Consider the following 15,720-nt stretch of genomic DNA (forward strand, 5'->3'; position numbering starts at 1 on the left):
GTTCAGGTTTGAAACGCGTTTTTGATCCAATTGAGGCGGTTATCGCCGGAGATTGCCACGACATCGAAACGGATCGCGCAATGGCTCAGGTTGTTGATTATGACATAGTGTTGCGTGGCCGCGACGATGCGCGCCTGCTTTTGCGCGGTAATACTGGCCAACGCGCCGCCGAATTGCTCCGATTTGCGGTAGCGGACTTCGACGATGACCAGCACGGCGCCGTCGCGCATCACCAGATCCAGCTCGCCGTGCTTGCAGCGGAAATTGCTGCAGACCAGTTGCAGGCCTTGTTGTTGCAGGTGGGTGGCCGCCCTTTGTTCGGCGCCGGCGCCTTTTTGCAGATGGGCCGGTTTGGGTTTGCCGAACAGCATTATTCGAGGTAAGCGGCCGCAGCCGGTACCCCGGCCTTGAATTCGGCACAGGCCAATTTGCGGGTAATGCGGTTTTCGCCGTTTAAAGATAAACGGCCGGTAGCGCCGGGATAAGACGCGGTACCCAGTTGGCCTAATTGACCCAATACGTTGAAGGCATCGACACCCAGCGCCACCAGTTTGATTTGGCTGTCGCTCAGGCCTTGCCAGGCGCTTTGCAACGCCTGCTGGCTGAGCGGTCCGCCGTAGACCTCGCCGAACAGCCAGGGTACATCGCAAAACGTGATTTTGCCCAAATCGGTATCTTTGGCCGGATTGGGGCGGCCGCTGTAGATGTTGGGCATCGCGTAAACCGCAAGCTCGCTGCTTTGGCTATAGCGCAGTTGCGGCGCAATCTCCCGCGCCTGTTCCGGTCCGGCGCTGATGAATACGGCCAAAGTCTGTTTCGCGCCGGCAGTATTCACGCTCGGCGCCAGCAGGGCTTTGACCACGGCGCTGAAGTCGCGCGATTTCGGATCGTAACTCTGTACCCCAAGTACGGCGCCGCCGGCCGCTTGCCAGGCCGACATCAGATAATGGCGGATACGTTGGCCTTGCGGCGTTTCCGGGGTCAACAGCACGGCGTTCTGCAAACCGTCGCGGCGAGCTTTCAATACCAACTGTTCGGCGTCGTCGATCGGGCTCAGGCCGAATTGGTAGAGGTTGGCTTTACTCAGGTTCTCGACATGGTTCAAGGCCAGCACCGGCACGCTCAGGTCGCCGCTGTCGGCCAGGGTCTGAATCTGCTCCTTCACCAACGGGCCGATCACCTGTTTGGCGCCGTCGGCGACGGCTTGTTTGTAGAGCGCGACGATGTCGCCGCTGTCGCTGTCGTAATATTTCAAGGCCGGTTGCGGCGCGGCACTGGCCGCCAGGCGATAGGCGGTGGCCAGGCCGTTTCTGATCGCCTTGCCGGCCGTCGCATACTGGCCGGAATTGGGCAGCAGTACCGCGATCAGCGGGCCGCTGGCCGCAGTCGCCGCCGGTTGCGGCGTTTGCTGGTCCGGCTCGGGCGCGGCTTCTGCGGCGACGGCCGGCGCGCCGTTCAGATAGGCTTGCAGGTAGTCGGCATTGGCCGGATGGCCGGGAAAGGTTTGCTTCCATTGCTGGATTTGGCCGGCGCTATCGAAGCCCGGCATATTGCGCTGTTTCAGAATTTTGGCCAGCGCCATCCAGCCGCTCAGTTCGTCGGCGACCGAGGCGGTCGTGCTCAGGGTTTCGCTCGGCAATACGCTGAGGGCGTCGAGAATGGCGATGATGTTCTGCTTTTGCCGGTCGCGGTCGGTCAACAGCCGGCCCAGCTTCAACCGCATCCGCACGCCGGCCAGCACATCGCCGAGCAATGACTGGGCAAAAGCCATCGACTGGTAATAGGCGATCTGGTCCGTTTCCGCCAGCACCGCCGGCCTTACCCCTTCCAATTTGCGCACCGCGGTTTCGGCATCGCCCATGCTCAGCGCAATCTGGCCGTCGATCAGTTTGTATTTACTGGTTTGTTCCGGATTGAGTTCGGCCGGGTTGACTGCGTCCAGCGCCTGGCGGGCGCCGGCACTGTCGCCGGCTTGCAGGCGGGTATCGGCATCCAGCAATCGCACTCCGCTACGGCTGTCTTGCAAGCGGTAGCTGCGCGCGGCAGCCGAGGCTTCCGCTGGTTTCGGCCGTTTGGCGCTGGCCGGCGGCTTGACTTCGAATTGCGGTTTGCGGGCCGGCGGTTCGCCGGCACAGGCGCTGAGCAGCAGCAGGCCGAAAAAACAGCAGCTCGGCAAGCGACGCGGCATAATGGCGCCCAGTTTAGATGCGGACATGAGAGGGCCTGGAAAAACAAATGTACGGAAAATTATACGTGGTTGCCACGCCGATAGGTAATCTGGCCGATTTCAGCTTTCGGGCCTTGGAAGTATTAAAACAAGTGGATCTGATCGCCGCCGAAGACACCCGACACGTCAAGATGTTGCTTTCGCATTACGGTGTCAACAAGCCGCTGACCTCGTTGCACCAACACAACGAGGACAAAGCCTCGCAAGGGCTGGTGGAGCGGATGCAGCAGGGCCAATCCGTCGCGCTGGTCTCCGACGCCGGCACGCCGATCATCAGCGATCCAGGTTTGCCGCTGGTCAAACTGGCCCGCCAGCACGGCATCGAGGTAACGCCGATACCGGGCGCCTGCGCCTTGATCGCCGCATTGTCGGTAGCCGGCTTGCCGACCAGTCGCTTCAGTTTCGAGGGTTTTCTGCCGCGCACCGGCTCGGCCCGACGCGAATTTTTTCGAGACAAGCTGGCCGACGAATCGACCTGGGCCTTTTACGAGTCCAGCCACCGGATTCAGGCGGCGCTGGAGGATATGCTGAGCGTGTTTCCGGCAGACCACCGCATTGTCGTCGCGCGCGAAATTACCAAACTGCACGAAACCATCGCCGACGGTGGCTTGAGCGAGGTGTTGGCGCGAGTGCAAGCCGACGAAAACATGCGCAAAGGCGAGTTTGTCGTCGTGGTTGCCGGCAGCCCGCCGGCGGAAAAATCCGATTTGATCAGCGACGAAGAGCGGCGAATATTGGCGTTGTTGCTGCAGGAATGTTCGATCAAAACTGCTGTGGCGCTGGCGGTGGAGATCACCGGCCAGCGCAAGAAGCCGCTATATCAGGCGGCATTGGCGATGCAGGGCGAAAGCGGCGACTGAGAGTCGGCTCAGTTATAGCGACCGCTGGAGGCGGTATGATCGCTTCTCGGCTGCGGGCTACCACATCAAATCGTCCGGAATCTGATACGCCGCGTAAGGGTCGTCTTCCACGGCAATGTCGTGGTTGGCGTCATTCAACACCACCACGCTGGCCGCATCGCGTTGCTGGATTTTTCGCGCCACTTCGGCTGGGACGATTTCGTAGCGGTTTTCCGTTTTGGCGATGCCGGCCCGGCCGTTGCTCAAGGCGTCGCGGACTTTTTCGGAAACATACAGGGTTTTGACTTTGTTGACGTCGGTAAAGTTATAGGCCACGCCGTTGGCGTCCTGGGCGATGCGGTTCAAGTCGACGATTTGCTTGATCTGCGCCACCAACGCTTTCTGTTCTTCGGCCAGCTTGCGTTGCCGGTTCAATTCCCGGTCGCGTTCGGCCTGTTGCTGGCGCAATTGTTCCGCGCTCAGTTTCACTTCGTCGACAATCTCGACGCCGTTATTGCGTTCCAGTTTGGTTTGCTTGCGCTTTTCGGCTTTGACCTGCTTTAGTTTGGCGTCGTTGGACAGGCCGGATTTCAACAGTTGTTCTTGCAGCGACAAGGTTTGCGGTTTTTTCATGGCTAACGGGCGGAAATGGACTGGAAAAACGCCGGCAGCATAGCACAAAGCGCTTATTGGCCCAGCATCTTGCCGGTGGCGTATTGCCACCAATTCAGCGGCTTGGTCAGCGGCCGATCGCAGCGGTCGTAGCCCTGGTATTCGATGCCGCGGAAAATATCGTCGCGCAGCCAGCGGTAAGCGGCCGGCGCGCTTTGTTGCAGGCGTTCCGGAATCAACACGTATTGCGCGACCAGTTCCGCCAGCTTTTCCTGGGTGTTGCCGTCGTAGCGGCCCTGATTGACTTCACCCAGATATTCGAACGCTTCGAACCATTTCGACGGCCACAGCGCCAACTGGGCTTGGGCGATGATTTTCATGATCTCGGCGTCGTTGGAAATCTTGTGGTACTTGTAAAAGAAGTAGAGGTCGTCCTCGCCGTTCCAGAAATGAAAATTGTCGATGGTATGGGCGATCTCGTGCACCACGATCGGCAGCCGGAAATCGATCAGGTACTGCACGCCGATATCGCGGTAAGTGCCGCCTTCCTTGCCCTTGTCGAAGGCCTTGACGGTAAACACGATCAGATTCTGGCCGCTGAACACCTGGGCCACGGTCTGCGAGCGAAAACCGATGCCGGGTACCAGTGTCAACGGATGGGTGTGATCCTGCCAAATACTGTTTTTGTAGTCTTCCTGAAATGCGTCGCGGATCAGTTGTTGCATCGCCGTCGGTTTATCGGCGATTTCCTGTTCCAGCTTATCTACCGGTTTGGCCTTGCTGATACTCTGCCGCAGAAAGGCCGGAATCTTGCGGATGGCTTTTTCGAAGATGCGCAAGTGGTCGGCGGAGAAGCGTTTCACTTGGTAGCGATAGTCGTCGCTGTGCTTGACCACGGTTTTGGTATCGTAAAACAAGGCCAGCGCCCGCCAGGCGGCTTCGCGGTCGCCCCAGTATTTTTCCAGCACGCACAACTCGCCGGCGGCGTTACCGGTGCAGTCTTCGCGGTAATCGGCCAGGTCGTCCAGGTGGTCCTGGTTTTTATGGTCGGTCAATACTGCGACGGCCTGGCTGCGCAGGCCGGGATGTTCGGCTTCGTAGAACCGGATGATGTCGGCCAGCGCCGCGGTTGGGGTGTATTGCTGTTGGCTGGTCGCGCACAACAGTTCGTTGGTTTGCGACAGCGGGAAGAAGCGGTTTTGAAACAACGGCGGCGGCGCTGCGCCGGCGCCGGCAGCGTAACCGAGCAACAAGCCCAGCCCGCCGCATCGGATTAAAACGGATAAAGCGCTCAACCGCTTATTGGTCCAGGCCCATCGCATCCCAAAGTTTTTGAATTGCGCCTTCATCCTTGTAGTTGCCTTGCGGCGCACCGTTCGGGTAGTTCAGTTTAAACACGCGTTCGGCGTCGGCGGCCAGTTCATCCATGCCTAATTGGCGATAGCCGTCCTGCATGATTTGCAGCGCGAACGGTACTGCCGGGGTACGCTGATATTCCTTGACGATGTAATTGGCGCGGTTGACGGCAGCGATGTAGGCTTTGCGCCGCATGTAGTAATCGGCGACGTGGACTTCGTACATCGCCATGTTGTTGCGCAGCGCGACCATGCGCAGCTTGGCGTCGGCGGCGTATTCGCTATTCGGATAGCGGCGGATCAGTTCCTGGAAGTTGTCGTAAGCGTCTTTGGCCGGGCCGGGATCGCGTTGCGAGGAGTCGGTCGGCAAAAAGCGGTCGATAAAGCCGATGCCGCGGTTATAGTTGATCAAGCCTTTCAAATAATAGGCGTAATCGACTTTCGGATTGCGCGGATGGATCTTGATGAAGCGGTCGGCGGCGGCAATCGCGGCTTCCGGATCGTCGTTCTTGTAGTAAGCGTAAGCGACGTTGAGTTGGGCTTGGGCGGCGTAGTCGCCGAAGGGGTAGCGCGATTCCAGCGCTTCGTAAAGCGTCACCGCCTTCGAGTAGTTTTTGTTGTCCAGCGCTTCCTTGGCTTTTTCATGGAAGGTTTTGTCGTCCCAGCCGGCGTATTCCTCTTCCTTCTCGCTGGACGAGCCCTTGCCGGAAAATGCTTCCAAGGTTTCGCACGCTGGCAGCAGCACGATCAGGCTGGCGGCGAAAACGGTTTTTACTAAAACTAATCGCATACGTTTATCAACACGTTGTAATATTGTTGGTTTTTTGCGGCATTTGGCAGCATTTGGGCCGCGAGTATAACTTAAAAACGACTATGACGATATTGACGGCAAGGGTTCCCGAGGAACTGGCGGGTATGCGGCTGGACCAGTGTTTGGCCGAGGTGTTCCCCGATTATTCGCGCAGTAAATTGCAAACCTGGATCAAGGCCGGCCGGGTGCTGGTGGACGGCGAGGTCATGAAGGGCCGCGAAAAGCTGGACGGCGGCGAAGAAATCGAACTCGACGCGGAAGCCGAGCGGGTTATCGAATATGCCGCCCAGGAAATTCCGTTAGACATTAAATACGAAGACGCCTCGCTGCTGATCGTCAACAAGCCCGCCGGTCTGGTCGTGCATCCGGCGGTGGGCAATTGGGACGGCACGCTGGTCAACGCCTTGTTGAACCATGCGCCGCAACTGGAAACTCTGCCCCGCGCCGGCATCGTGCATCGGATCGACAAGGACACCAGCGGCCTGCTGATGGTGGCCAAGACTCTGCAAGCCCATAACAGCCTGGTCGAACAACTGCAGGAACGCACCATTCATCGCGAATACCTGGCCTTGGTCAAAGGCTGGATGACCGCCGGCGGCACGGTCAACGCGCCGATCGGCCGCCATCCGGTAGACCGCAAACGCAACGCAGTGCGGCGCGACGGCAAGGAAGCGATTACCCATTATCGGTTGGAACAACGCTTTAAGCGCCATACCTTGATCCGCTGCAAACTGGAAACCGGCCGTACCCACCAGATCCGGGTGCATATGGCCCATATCAATTATCCGCTGGTTGGCGATCCGGTCTATGGCGGCCGCTTTCAAATGCCGGCCGATTGCGGCCCGGCCCTGGCCGAAGCGTTGCGCAATTTCAAGCGCCAGGCCCTGCATGCCGCCAAACTGGGTTTGGAACACCCGGAGACCGGCGACTATTGCGAATGGGAGCAAGAGCTGCCGGAGGACATGGCCAATCTGATCAAGTTACTGGGCGAAAATGAACTGGATCAAGCCTGATTGGCCGTTGCCGGCCAATGTGCGGGCGGCAGTCACGTTGCGTAGCGGCGGCGTCAGCATCGGCGGCTACGCCAGCCTGAATCCGGCCGGCCACGTCAACGACGATCCGCAACATGTGCAGCGTAACCGGCAGATCATCCGCGAGCTGCTGGATTTGCCGGCCGAACCGGTCTGGCTGCAACAGGTGCACGGCATCGATGTGGTCAAGGCCGACCAAGTGCAGGGCCTAGCGACCGCCGATGCCAGCTATACCGACCGAAGCGGAGTGGTCTGCGCGGTGTTGACCGCCGATTGCCTGCCGGTATTGTTTTGCGGCGACGGCGGCGAAAAAATCGCCGCGGCGCATGCCGGTTGGCGCGGCTTACAGGCCGGGGTGATCGGCCAGACCCTGCACGGCATGGTTTGCCGCGAGGTCTCGGTCTGGCTGGGGCCAGCGATCGGCCCGCAGCATTTCGAAGTCGGCACCGAGGTGCGCGAGGCGTTTTTGGCCGACGACGCCCACCACGCGTCAGCGTTCACCGCCCATGGCCCCGGCAAATGGCTGGCCGATATTTACCAACTGGCGCGCCGGCAACTGGCCGGGCTGGGCGTGGAGCGGGTGTTCGGCGGCGATTATTGCACCGTGGCCGATCCGGCCCGATTTTACTCCTACCGCCGCGACGGTGCCGCCACCGGCCGCATGGCCAGTTTGATCTGGAGAGTTTCTTGAGCGTATTGCTGTTTATCGTTTTGTTTACCGCATTGGGCGGGGTTTTGAGCGTACTGGCGGCAGCCGTGTTTTTGCTGTTGCCGGAAGCTCAGCAAAAAAACGTGTTGCCGCACGGCATCAGCTTCGCCATCGGCGCGTTGTTGACCGGGGCATTTTGCGGCTTGATCCCGCATGCCTTCGAGGAAGTAGAGCCGCAACAATTATCGACGCTGTCGGCGACCATCCTGGCCGGCATTCTCGGTTTTTTCGTGTTGGAAAAACTGCTGGTCTGGCGCCACTGCCATTCCAACGCCTGCGAGGCGCACGGCGAAGATTCTCACGACGATCACCACCATGGCCACAGCCACGGCGCTCAAGCCGGCCACCGGCCGGCCGGCATGTTCATCATCCTCGGCGACGGCATTCATAATTTCGTCGACGGCGTGTTGATCGGCGCAGCGTTTCTGACCGACGTCCAGCTCGGCATTGTCACCAGCCTGGCCGTGGCCGCCCACGAAATTCCGCAGGAAGTCGGCGATTTCGCGATTCTGCTGCACAGCGGCTACCGCCGCGGCGAGGCCTTGTTTTACAACATCCTGGCCAGTCTGGCCACGGTGATCGGCGGTGTGCTGGCCTATTTCAGCCTCGGCGATTTGCACGATGTCCTGCCTTATTTCCTGACGCTGGCGGCGTCGAGCTTTATCTACATCGCCGTGGCCGATCTGATTCCATCTTTACATCAAAAGACCGACATCAAAACCTCGCTGCAGCAGATCGGTTTTATTCTGGCCGGCGTCGTATTGATTCTGGTGATGCAGGGGATTGCCCACCGGTTCGAGGGCGTCGCTTAGTCATTCTTGGTTTAAGTCGAGACGGCCGACGTTGCCGGTTCGCCAAATTCGACGCCTTCATAAATCTCCTTGACCGGCAATTCGAACCCGACCGATTCGAACCTGACCTGCTCGCCAGCTTGGTAAAGCTGCAAATCCCATTGTTCGCTACGGCGGTAACATTCGACGCGTTGCGTGTCTTGGGCGACCAGGACGTATTCTTCCAGGCTTTCCAGCTTGCGGTAATGGTGGAATTTCTCGGCCCGGTCGTAGCGTTCGGTCGCGTCGGACAAGACTTCGATGATCAGTTTCGGCCGGCTGTTGTAATGTTCTGCCGTATCCGCCGCCGAACAGGTCACGTGCAGATCCGGGTAGAAGAAACAGTCGTCGCTGGCGGTTTGGACGCGGACTTTCATTTCTCCGGAATGCACACGGCAAGGTGTCCCGCGTAAATGGTGATGCAAAAAGGCAATCAGATTCGTCGCAACGGTATCGTGAGCGCGTTTAACGCCAACCATCGCATAAACTTCGCCGTTGATATATTCGTATTTGATTTCGCTGAGCAACTCGCCTTGCAGGTAGTCCGCAACGCTCAGGTGTAATTTTTCCGCTAAAGCCATAGCCGTTTCCGCTGAATTGGGCCAAGCGATTGTAGCGGCTAACGCCGGCCGGCGGTAGTCCGGACCGATCTGCAAGATGGCGGATCGGCCGATAGCCGCTAAACTCTGGATTTTGCGATTTCGGCGGTTTTGATGCAGATTGCAGCCCTGTTAAGTATCGGATTCTCGTTCGGCGCAGCCCTGTTGCTGGTTGCCGGCAATTTATTGCAAAGCCGTGAGTCTCTATTTTGGCCTGCGCGATGTGCCGGATTCGTGTTGATTGCCGGTTTGGTCGCGATCCAAACTGCGCACCTGGCTTGGCTGACTCAGGCATATGATGTTCTGCATGCGGCAGCTTATTGGGTGGCGCTTTATCTGGTCGCTCCCAGTTTTTATTTCTTCAGCCGGCATCTGCTGCAGGCCGACGTGCAATACCGTTGGCGAGACCTGTTGCACGCCGCGCCACTGCCGCTCTGCCCCTTATTGCCGCAACCGCTTGCAGTGCCCGGCGCATTTTTGCTCGGCAGCGCGTATTTGATCTGGCTGGCACATGCCGTGTACCGCTTGCGTGCGGAACGCCGGCGGTTTCGGCTGGAACTGGTCGCGCTCGCAACCTTGTTCGCGATCGCGGTTGCCGTATTGTTGTTGGGATTCATCTGGCCGCTGTTAGCGACGGCCGATTTCATCCAGGCCTACAGCATATTGGTCGGCCTGGCGTTTTTTGCCGTGACGCTGACCTTGTTGCGTTTCCCGGCGATTACCGCCGACGTGGCGGAGGCCGTGCAGGCGGCGTACGCCGAATCGACCTTGAAAAATGTGGATAAGCCGAAGAAGCTGGCCGAACTGGAGCGCTTGATGCGGCAAGACAAACTCTACCGGCTGGATACCTTAAATCTGGCCTTGCTGGCCGAGCAATTGACGTTGAGTCAGCACCAATTGTCGGAACTGATCAATACCGAATTTCGCCAGGGCTTTTCCCGCTATATCCGCGAACAGCGCATCGAAGACGCCAAACAGCTGCTCGTCACCGAACCGGAGGTGTCGGTATTGTCGATCGGGCTGACGGTGGGGTTTAACACCCAATCCAATTTTTATGCCGCATTTCGGGAAATTGTCGGCATGGCGCCGGGACAATACCGGAAAATCCACTCGCCACCGCCTTCCTGAATCCGGCAAGAACTCCGTTTTTATCATTTTGTAAAACGATAACCCGTTGTAATTGATAGGTTTAATTTTAACGCGGAATTTTTTATTCCAGTCCTATCACTCCGGAAGTTACGGCCTCTGGCTCGGCTTAAGCTGAGCCCGCCCTCAACTTTTGGAGCAAAGCCATGAATTTTTCACTGATCAATTGGTGTTTACCTCGCGTGCGGCTGGTCTGTCCGCCAATTTCAGAACCGGTGCGCGGGAGGCGGTTATGAACATCCTGTTAACCGGCGCCACCGGGTTTATCGGCCGTGCGATTGCGCTGGCGTTATTGGAGCAGGGGCACCGCGTCACGGCGTGCTGCCGGCGGCCGCAGCGTTTGCGGCTTGAAAGTCCGCTGCTGACGCCGCTGGCGCTGGATTTTGCCGAGGCTGACCAAATCGAAAACTGGTTGCCGCATTTGCAAGGTATCGATGCGATCGTCAATTGCGTCGGCATCATCGCCCCCGGTCCGCGGCAAAGTTTTCAGCAATTACATAGCCAAAGTCCCATTGCACTATTTCGGGCCGGCGCCATGGCCGGCGTTCGCAAGATCGTGCAACTCTCGGCCTTAGGTGTCGACGATCAGGCGGCCTCGGCGTACCACTTGAGCAAGAAAGCCGCCGACGATGCATTGAGCGAACTGCCCTTGGATTGGTTTGTGTTGCAACCGTCGCTGGTTTACGGCCCCGGCGGCCGCAGCCATGCCTTGTTCCAGGCCTTGGCGGCCCTGCCGGTGCATCTGTTGCCGGAAGGCGGCAAGCAGGTGCTGCAACCGATACATGTCGACGATGTCGCCGCCGCGGTATGCCGCTGCCTGCAACCGGGCTGCGGCGGGCGGCGAACGATCGCGCTGGTCGGTTCGGAGCCCATCAGTTATGCCGATTGGCTGCAAGGCCTCAGACTGCGTCTGGGTAAATCCCGAGCCGGCGCATGGCTCCTGCCGCAACGCTACGCGGCGATTGGCGCCGGCTTTGGCCGCGCATTGGCCGAACCGATACTGAGCCGGGACAACCTGGCGATGTTGCAACGCGGTAGCACAGCCGATCCGGCGCCGTTGATCGAGCTATTGGGCAGGTCGCCGCTGAGTGCAAAGCGGATGTTCGCCGACGATGCGTCTCAAGCTGAACGCTGGCATGCCAATTTGTACTTTTTGCGGCCATTGCTGGGCTGGAGCATTGCCTTGGTCTGGTTGTGGAGCGGCATCACCTCGCTATTTTTCTATCCGCATCAGGCCAGCTACGCCTTGTTGGCGGCTACCGGCATCAGCGGCATCGCCGCGCCGCTGACGCTATACGGTTTGGCGGCGCTGGACATTGCAATGGGTCTGATGACCCTGGCGCGGATACGCTTACCCGCACTGCTGCTGTGCCAGTTTTATATCGTGCTGGGATATAGCTTGATGGTGGCCTGGCGGCTACCGGAGTTCGTGTTTCACCCGTTCGGGCCCTTATTGAAAAATCTACCGTTTTTAATGTGTTTACTGGTTTACCGGATCTTGGACGGAGAGCGGCCATGACTTATTTGACCTTGAAATTGATTCACATCTTGAGCGCAATCGTGTTGTTCGGCCTGGGTTCCGGCACGGTGTTCTATAAAGTAATGGCCGACAAAACCGGCGATCATGCGGCGATTGCCGTTACCAGCAAGCACGTAGTGCTGGCGGACTGGTGGTTCACCACACCGACCGTCATCATTCAGCCGCTGACCGGCGTGTTGCTGGCCGAGCAATTATCGGCCTCGTTCGGCGAAGGTTGGTTGTGGTGGACGGTGTTGCTGTATCTGCTCACCGGCTTGTGCTGGCTGCCGGTCGTGGTGTTGCAAATCCGGATGCGCGATATCGCCGCCGATTCGCTGGCTCAAGGCCGGCCGTTGCCGTCGATTTACCACTATTACGCCAATATCTGGTTATGGCTGGGAGTGCCGGCGTTTTTCGGCATGATCGGCATCACCACACTGATGGTGTTTCACAATTCTCTGTGGAGTTGAACCATGTCCAAACTATTGATGCAACAGGTGTTAGGTGACGATTGGCAACAATTGCCGGAAGCGATTCAACGCCATTACCGGATCGGTGACGGTGAACGTAGCGGATTGGCCGGCACGATGCAGATCGGCTATCCGGCTTACCTGTTTCCGTTAATCTGGCTAATCCATCTGTTCGGCGGCTTATTGTTGTGGCCGGCGCCGGCGGCGCATGCTGAAGTGGATAAAACTGCCGATGCCGCCGGGTTGATGTGGCGGCGCAGACTGAATTATCCGGACGGCCGCAGCGATTGCTTCAATTCGCGGATGGCTTATGTCGCCGAAAACGAATTGGCCGAATACATCGGCTTCGGTTTCGGCCTGCGCTTAAGGGTCACGGTCGAAAACGGCGATTTGGTCTACCGCAGTCAAGGCCACTTCTGGCAATGCGGCAATTGGGTCGTGCCGATCCCTGACTGGTTATTATTGGGTTCGGCAACGATCAGGGAGCATGCCACCGCAACCGACCGATTTTATTTGGACTTCGAAATCCGCCATCCGTGGTGGGGCCTTAGTTATTGGTACCGGGGTACGTTTGTCTACCGTTGATTTGTCGCCGGTTTGAACTTCCGGCTCTTGCCGGGAATTAACGTTAGAGCGACGCCGGGTTTGGTTTCCATCGCCTTGCGAATTCAGAACGGCGCGCTCCTTGCCGGCAACTTCATGCCGAAACCGATAAACCAGTCAGACCTATGGGCGATTCGCGGGTTAGCGTCGGTCGCCGCATTCGATTGATATTCACCAAAGAGGACGGAGATATGAGATTGACAACTGTAAAACGACTAGTGGCCGCAGTGATGTTCAGCGCTTCGGTACAGGCACAAGCCAGTGTAGTGAACGATGCCACCGGCGACTATCTGGCCGGATATGCCGGCAGTAAGGCCGGCGATTTGGATGTGGTTAGCGCATCGGTCACTTACAACCCGCAAACCGATGTGTTTCATTTCGAAAGCACCTTTGCCGCTGCAATCGGCACCTCCCCCGGGGGCCTTTACGTATTGGGTTTCGACCGCGGCGCCGGCACCGGCCGCTTTGCGGCGAGCGGTCTGCCGAATGTATTGTTCGACTCGGTAGTCGTGATCAATACCAACGGCAGCGGCGCGGTGAATCTGTTAGTGCCGCAACCGGTCGTTTCGACGCCGTTCGCAGCAGGTACGGCCGTAATCGACGGCGCTAAATTGAGTCTGGACATCTTGGGCAGTTGGCTGCCGTCCGCCGGTTTCAGTAAGTCCGGATATACCTGGAACCTGTGGCCGCGGGACGGTTCGCAACCGGCCGGTTTCGGCCAGATTTCCGACTTCGCGCCGGATAGGGTGAATGCCGCGGTGCAAGTGGTGCCGCTGCCGGGAGCGGTCTGGCTATTCGGTTCGGCGCTTGCCGGTTTTGTCGCAGCCCGGCGACGAGCGTTTCACTAACCGCCTTGGTTAACCGCTACCGCGCGGTTATGTTTCGACTTCGCCCCGCTCAGCGCGAGCCGGGCGAGGCATCCAGAATTTCCACCGACACTTGCGCCAAGCCGTTAACGCCGATGCGTTTGGCGGCGCCGTGCGATAAGTCGATCAAACGATCGGCGACGAACGGGCCGCGGTCGTTGACCGTGACATCGATATGGCGGCCGTTTGCCAGATTGGTGACCCGGACTTTGGACGGTATCGGTAGCGTCTTGTGGGCGGCGGTCAGGCCGTTGGGTTTGAAACGGTTGCCGTTGGCGGTGCGCTCGCCGGATTCGGCGCCGTACCAGGACGCCAGCCCGACTTCCCGGTAACCGTGCCGGCTCAGCAACGGAAAATAAGTTTTGCCTTTTACCGTGTAAGGCTGGTTATACAGCGCCTGATCGCGGTAAGACGGTAATTGTGCCTGCGAATCCGAAGGCGGCAGCGGCGGTTCGGAGGCGCATCCGGCCAGTAATACTATCGAAGCCAGTAGCCTCAGCGGCAGATATTTCGAAGCCATGTCGTAATTTAAGTGGTTGAACATAGTCGGTCCTTTTCCAAAGGACTCGGCGGCATGGTCGTTTGCCAAACTTAACGGTTTATTAAAAACTCGTGCCGTCCGCATGCGCTGACACGGCACTATGGCATCGGCGCGCGACTCAGCCCGTCAAAATCGGCCAGCCGGGATGCGATTGGTTATAATGCCGCGAGCAAGGGAATTCAAAACAACGCAGGGACGGCGCATTCTGTGCCTGATTAGGCCGGGCATCACTCGTGGGGGGAACAGCATGGCGGAAAAACACAAGATATTGATCGTCGGCGGTGGCGCGGCCGGTCTGGAATTGGCCACGGAACTGGGGCAAAAGCTCGGTAAAGCCGGCAAGGCCGAAATTACCTTACTTGACGCCGCATCGACTCATATCTGGAAGCCTTTATTGCACGAGGTGGCCTCAGGTACGTTGGCCGAAGCCGAAGAAATCGAGTACATGGCTCAGGCGCACAGCAATCATTTCCGTTTCCTGTTCGGCAAAATGGAGGCGCTAAATCGGGCAAACAAGGAAATCATCGTCAGCTCGATTACCAATAAGCAAGGCGAAGAGATCATTCCGCAACGCCGGTTCAAGTACGACACGCTGGTAATGGCGGTCGGCAGCGTCAGCAATACATTCGGCATTAAGGGCGTCGATAAATATTGTCGATTCATCGATACCACCAAGGAAGCTTTCCGTTTCCAGAAACAGTTGGTGGAAACCTACTACGTGCAGTCCTACGCCAACCAGAGTCGTCAGCGCGACAAGCCGTTGTCTATCGTGATTATTGGCGCCGGGGCGACGGGGGTGGAATTGTCCGCCGAGCTGCACCACGTGACCAAATTACTGGCCACTTACGGCTTAGAGGGGTCGATAGACGTCAACATCACCATCATCGAAGCCGCCACCCAGTTGTTGCCGGCATTGCCTCCGCGCTTGTCGCAGGCTACCCAGGAGCAACTGATCAAACTCGGTATTCAGCTGAAACTGGGCCGTAAAGTTACCGAAGTGACCGAAACCGAGGTGCACACCTACGACGGCGAAGTATTCGAAGCGGATTTAAAAGTCTGGGCGGCCGGCATCAAGGCGCCGGACTGGATGAAAAACCTGGACGGCCTGGAAACCAACCACATCAATCAATTGGTGGTTGACCAAACCCTGCAGACCAGCGATCCGGATATCTTTGCAATCGGCGATTGCGCCGCCTGCGAATGGGTCGGCCATGGCGGCAACGTGCCGCCGCGCGCCCAATCCGCCCATCAAATGGCATCGGCCGTCGCCAAGTCCATTGTGAACCGCCTGAAAGGCAAACCGGGCGTCAAATTCGTCTACCGCGATTACGGCTCGCTGGTGTCGTTGGGCAAATTCAGCACCGTCGGCAGCCTGATGGGCAGTTTGATGGGCACCGTCAGCGTCGGCGGCTTCATCGCCTATATGGTGTATCTGTCCTTGTACAAAATGCACCAGGTAGCGATCCACGGCTATTTCCGCACCGCGATGCTGACTTTGTCGAACCTGTTCCGGCGAAGTACCCACGCCAAAATGAAAATGCACTAACCCCTCTATTGATCGA

General features: G+C 58.3%; 17 protein-coding genes. 10 read left to right on the plus strand and 7 right to left on the minus strand.

Going from position 1 to position 15,720, the window contains the following annotated elements; all coding sequences use genetic code 11:
• Positions 1-2: 2 nt before the first annotated feature.
• Both AC0IM9_RS10005 and AC0IM9_RS10010 read right to left on the minus strand, forming a co-directional pair.
• Positions 3-371, minus strand: a complete 369-nt coding sequence (locus tag AC0IM9_RS10005; protein WP_140913484.1) for a YraN family protein — start codon at positions 369-371, stop codon at positions 3-5.
• Positions 371-2,215, minus strand: coding sequence for a penicillin-binding protein activator (locus tag AC0IM9_RS10010; RefSeq protein ID WP_140913485.1), 1,845 nt, complete (start codon positions 2,213-2,215; stop codon positions 371-373). Before AC0IM9_RS10010 ends, AC0IM9_RS10005 begins: the two co-directional genes overlap by 1 nt.
• A 20-nt stretch (positions 2,216-2,235) precedes the next feature.
• On the opposite strand from AC0IM9_RS10010, the gene rsmI reads away from it, so the two are divergent.
• Positions 2,236-3,087, plus strand: a complete 852-nt coding sequence (rsmI, locus tag AC0IM9_RS10015; RefSeq protein WP_482803896.1) for a 16S rRNA (cytidine(1402)-2'-O)-methyltransferase — start codon at positions 2,236-2,238, stop codon at positions 3,085-3,087.
• A 57-nt stretch (positions 3,088-3,144) separates the two neighbouring features.
• Here the strand turns inward: rsmI and AC0IM9_RS10020 are convergent, their stop codons facing one another.
• From AC0IM9_RS10020 to AC0IM9_RS10030, 3 genes are read right to left on the minus strand one after another with little or no spacing between them, the layout of a single operon-like run.
• Positions 3,145-3,699 (minus strand): DUF2058 domain-containing protein, encoded by a 555-nt coding sequence (locus AC0IM9_RS10020; RefSeq protein ID WP_482803897.1) that lies wholly within the window; start codon positions 3,697-3,699, stop codon positions 3,145-3,147.
• Between the two features lie 53 nt (positions 3,700-3,752).
• A complete protein-coding gene (locus AC0IM9_RS10025) occupies positions 3,753-4,973 on the minus strand; it encodes a hypothetical protein (RefSeq protein WP_482803898.1) in 1,221 nt (406 codons plus the stop codon).
• A gap of 4 nt (positions 4,974-4,977) precedes the next feature.
• Positions 4,978-5,823, minus strand: a complete 846-nt coding sequence (locus AC0IM9_RS10030; protein WP_445371803.1) for an outer membrane protein assembly factor BamD — start codon at positions 5,821-5,823, stop codon at positions 4,978-4,980.
• An 83-nt stretch (positions 5,824-5,906) separates the two neighbouring features.
• Between AC0IM9_RS10030 and rluD the strand changes: the two genes are divergently transcribed.
• Genes rluD through AC0IM9_RS10045 form a run of 3 tightly spaced genes read left to right on the plus strand, consistent with a single transcriptional unit; the run spans position 5,907 to position 8,396 of the window.
• Positions 5,907-6,857: a 23S rRNA pseudouridine(1911/1915/1917) synthase RluD gene (gene rluD, locus AC0IM9_RS10035; protein ID WP_140913489.1), complete on the plus strand. Its 951-nt coding sequence runs from the start codon at positions 5,907-5,909 to the stop codon at positions 6,855-6,857.
• Positions 6,838-7,566, plus strand: a complete 729-nt coding sequence (gene pgeF, locus AC0IM9_RS10040; protein ID WP_445371802.1) for a peptidoglycan editing factor PgeF — start codon at positions 6,838-6,840, stop codon at positions 7,564-7,566. Before rluD ends, pgeF begins: the two co-directional genes overlap by 20 nt.
• The gene (locus AC0IM9_RS10045; protein ID WP_445371801.1) at positions 7,563-8,396 is read left to right on the plus strand and encodes a ZIP family metal transporter; all 834 of its coding nucleotides are present in this window, start codon (positions 7,563-7,565) and stop codon (positions 8,394-8,396) included. The genes pgeF and AC0IM9_RS10045 overlap by 4 nt, the downstream gene beginning before the upstream one ends.
• An 11-nt stretch (positions 8,397-8,407) precedes the next feature.
• Here the strand turns inward: AC0IM9_RS10045 and AC0IM9_RS10050 are convergent, their stop codons facing one another.
• Positions 8,408-8,995, minus strand: a complete 588-nt coding sequence (locus AC0IM9_RS10050; protein ID WP_482803899.1) for a Uma2 family endonuclease — start codon at positions 8,993-8,995, stop codon at positions 8,408-8,410.
• 132 nt (positions 8,996-9,127) lie between these two features.
• Here AC0IM9_RS10050 and AC0IM9_RS10055 point away from each other — a divergent pair, with 132 nt between their 5' ends.
• From AC0IM9_RS10055 to AC0IM9_RS10075, 5 genes are all read left to right on the plus strand, one after another.
• Positions 9,128-10,141: a helix-turn-helix transcriptional regulator gene (locus tag AC0IM9_RS10055; RefSeq protein ID WP_482803900.1), complete on the plus strand. Its 1,014-nt coding sequence runs from the start codon at positions 9,128-9,130 to the stop codon at positions 10,139-10,141.
• A 250-nt stretch (positions 10,142-10,391) separates the two neighbouring features.
• Complete coding sequence (locus AC0IM9_RS10060; protein WP_445371798.1) at positions 10,392-11,678, plus strand: SDR family oxidoreductase; 1,287 nt, start codon at positions 10,392-10,394, stop codon at positions 11,676-11,678.
• Positions 11,675-12,148 (plus strand): DUF2269 family protein, encoded by a 474-nt coding sequence (locus AC0IM9_RS10065; RefSeq protein WP_445371797.1) that lies wholly within the window; start codon positions 11,675-11,677, stop codon positions 12,146-12,148. The genes AC0IM9_RS10060 and AC0IM9_RS10065 overlap by 4 nt, the downstream gene beginning before the upstream one ends.
• Positions 12,149-12,151: 3 nt before the next feature.
• Entirely contained in the window at positions 12,152-12,733 is a 582-nt protein-coding gene (locus AC0IM9_RS10070) for a DUF4166 domain-containing protein (protein ID WP_482803901.1), read from the plus strand.
• Between the two features lie 209 nt (positions 12,734-12,942).
• A complete protein-coding gene (locus AC0IM9_RS10075; RefSeq protein WP_482803902.1) occupies positions 12,943-13,599 on the plus strand; it encodes a VPLPA-CTERM sorting domain-containing protein in 657 nt (218 codons plus the stop codon).
• A 49-nt stretch (positions 13,600-13,648) separates the two neighbouring features.
• Here the strand turns inward: AC0IM9_RS10075 and AC0IM9_RS10080 are convergent, their stop codons facing one another.
• Entirely contained in the window at positions 13,649-14,161 is a 513-nt protein-coding gene (locus tag AC0IM9_RS10080) for a septal ring lytic transglycosylase RlpA family protein (protein WP_482803903.1), read from the minus strand.
• Positions 14,162-14,405: 244 nt separating this feature from the next.
• Here AC0IM9_RS10080 and AC0IM9_RS10085 point away from each other — a divergent pair, with 244 nt between their 5' ends.
• On the plus strand, positions 14,406-15,704 hold the full coding sequence (locus AC0IM9_RS10085; protein WP_278210336.1) for an NAD(P)/FAD-dependent oxidoreductase: 1,299 nt from the start codon (positions 14,406-14,408) through the stop codon (positions 15,702-15,704).
• The last annotated feature ends 16 nt before the right edge of the window (positions 15,705-15,720 follow it).

The organism is Methylomonas sp. Uni0011, from assembly GCF_056850255.1.